The organism is Paraburkholderia sp. SIMBA_053 (assembly GCF_046534895.1).
Taxonomy (GTDB): domain Bacteria; phylum Pseudomonadota; class Gammaproteobacteria; order Burkholderiales; family Burkholderiaceae; genus Paraburkholderia; species Paraburkholderia caledonica.
Map to the genome: position 1 here is coordinate 1 of NZ_JAWRXU010001360.1, position 248 is coordinate 248.

A 248-nucleotide genomic window follows, 5' to 3' on the forward strand; every position below is an offset into this window, starting at 1 on the left:
AGACGTTCTATCCGATTCGCAGGAAGCCAGTCCGATATTTGAGGTTCGCTGATTTTAATACGCACAAGATCAAATTCATTTACATGACTATCCACCCATTTATGAAATTCGTCACCATCAAACAGAACCGTGCGCCTCGTTGTCAGCACAATTTTTGCGCTTCCCTTGAGGTAGTCACTAATCGTCTCTAGCATCGGTTCTCTGTATTCAAAATCTGACGAATCTTCCTTCGCTCTCAAGAGCTCGTC

At 44.0% G+C, this 248-nt stretch carries 1 protein-coding gene; it reads right to left on the minus strand.

The window, feature by feature from the left end; translation table 11 throughout:
• Positions 1-194, minus strand: a 194-nt coding sequence (locus SB753_RS40050) for a hypothetical protein (protein WP_410805549.1), incomplete at its 3' end; no start/stop codon positions are given.
• Positions 195-248 lie beyond the last annotated feature (54 nt).